Below are 2116 nucleotides of genomic sequence, written 5' to 3'. Positions count from 1 at the left end.
GCTTGGTAAGATGATATCATTTTGCCCTTAAAGTTATTTATAAGTAAAATCAAGCATGTTATAACTATTTGATTTTCAATAGCTTTGCCCCTTAGCGTTAAAAACTACATGAATATTGTTCTTACCCTATTGTGCAATTTGTGCAATTCTTGTGCAATGGGCTGAAGCATCAGGAGAGCACGTAATAGGAACCAGCCCCTCTCCTACCCGCTTGTATCACTAAACCAAGTTCAATGAGCTCTTTTAGGTCATTGCTGGCCGTATTACGCGAACACTGGTTCAACTGTTGATAATTCTTGTTAGTAATCCGGCTACGCTCTTTAATATAGTGAATAGCCTTTCGTTGCCGTTCATTGAGGGGCAGCTTGGCGAGTTTTTCCTCGGTGAGGCCATCTTTGAAGAAGGTGACTTCGAATCCCCCGAATGCTTCGCGAAATTGAGGGGTAGGTAGCCCCGCCCGCTCACAATCTTGCAGAATTGCTAGGGTACCCCTACCCCAGGACTCAATATAGCCTGCTTTGTAGAAGATATCCGACAGCAAGCGGTTACGTGGCCGAGAAGGATGCTTGCGTTGTAAGTCTTCTACTGAAAGTGCATCGGGTAGAGTTCCTTGGTTCCACAAAATCATTTTATCGTCATAGACACTGATCTGCAATATGTCACCGGCATAATCCCGATGTATTAGGGCATTGATGATCGCTTCTCGTAAGGCAGTTTCGGGGTACTCGGCTTTCTCTTTCCGAACGATGCCTTCGTAGTATATTTTAGGCACTAAGTATTTTAACCGTAATACGTCTAAGGCTTGATCCACTTGCTGAAATACGTTGCCCTTGATGTGATCGTCGGATAACAACTCAGTATCTGTAGCAAATAAGCCAATTTTTAGATAAGCTGCGTCATAGAGGGCCTGCGGATTTTTACCAAATAGCACAATAGCAGCTCGTTTAAGCGTCTTACCGACGGTCAGTTCCAGCTTTCCTAGCAGGGCTAAGATGTCCTTATCGGTTTTCAGGGGTTCGCCCTGAATGGAGGGCAACCGCTCGCTGGCCAGCCGTTGGAATCGTTTTAAGGTCTCACGATCTAAATCGGCCACTCTTGCTCGGGGTTCCGCCTGATCATCCCAGCGATTACCGCTGCGGGCTACTAGGAACTGCGCCAATGTCTGGCCTTTCAATTCTTGGTTAGTGCTACCAACGCGCCTGTAATATTTACCATTCAACGCCACGGGTAGCGGTGAGGCTTCTACCATGATAGCGATATACGGGTTGGAACTTTCATCATGAATATCCAAGCGAGGATAAATGTCCAACTTCTGAATGATTTTACCCGGCAGCATCTCTAGTAGTTTCTTCGGATTTTCTAATCGTACCGGTTGTCCCTGGTCGTCTTTGCCCAAATGAATCGTTCCCCCTTCAGTATTAGCAAATGCACACAACGTGGCCAAATGACTATCCTGCCACTGTTGCTTGTAGTCTAATTGCTGGGATTCTGCTTTCGCCATGTCGTCAAAGCTACGCGATGCTCAAGATAAGTGCAACCTACCTTGATAGAATTCTTGACTGGATGTTAGCAGTAGTCTTGGCTTAGCTGACTCGGGGTTCTCTATACGATCCCTACCTTGTTCTACGATAACATAGTAGTCTGCAAATGGGTGACAAATTAGTGGTCACCAGTGAACAATAACTGAAGAATGGATATAGTTGGAGAGCAAGCTAGATCCCGAAAAAACACTCCTATTGAACCGAAGACAAAACTAATATCTTAGTCTAAACCTAGAGACTGGTTTTAGGGAATGACCAATTTATTCCTATAACATTAGGCTGTTCATCATGAGTATTTACTAATTAGTATAACTCGAGGTATTGCTCAACTGCCTTCGTGAAAGCAGCTGGGCTAACGGGTTTGTACAGCAATTGGATTAGCGCCTTAGCGGAAATCTGGTCATGGGTGATGGATGAACCGGTGATCAAGTACCCTTTGGTAGATGAGTTTTCTAGTGCCTGAAGGATATCCAATCCTGAGTACTCACCCATTTCCAAATCCGTGAAAACCAAATCAATCCTGTCAGGATGCTCTTGGATATACCGCATCGCTTCGGCACATGAGGAGGTAGCTA

2 protein-coding genes are annotated in these 2116 nt (G+C 45.0%); both read right to left on the bottom strand.

Annotated elements, in window-relative coordinates:
• Nucleotides 1-169: 169 nt before the first annotated feature.
• Nucleotides 170-1501 carry an ATP-binding protein gene (locus tag WBA23_RS15635; RefSeq protein ID WP_424583220.1) on the bottom strand — a complete coding sequence of 444 codons (1332 nt, stop codon included), beginning with the start codon at nucleotides 1499-1501 and terminating at the stop codon, nucleotides 170-172.
• 343 nt (nucleotides 1502-1844) lie between these two features.
• On the bottom strand, nucleotides 1845-2116 hold a 272-nt coding region (locus WBA23_RS15630), incomplete at its 5' end, for a response regulator (protein WP_424583219.1).

The sequence above is a fragment of the Tunicatimonas sp. genome (assembly GCF_049647865.1).
Lineage (GTDB): Bacteria > Bacteroidota > Bacteroidia > Cytophagales > Cyclobacteriaceae > Tunicatimonas.
This window is presented reverse-complemented; position numbering and strand designations above follow the sequence as displayed.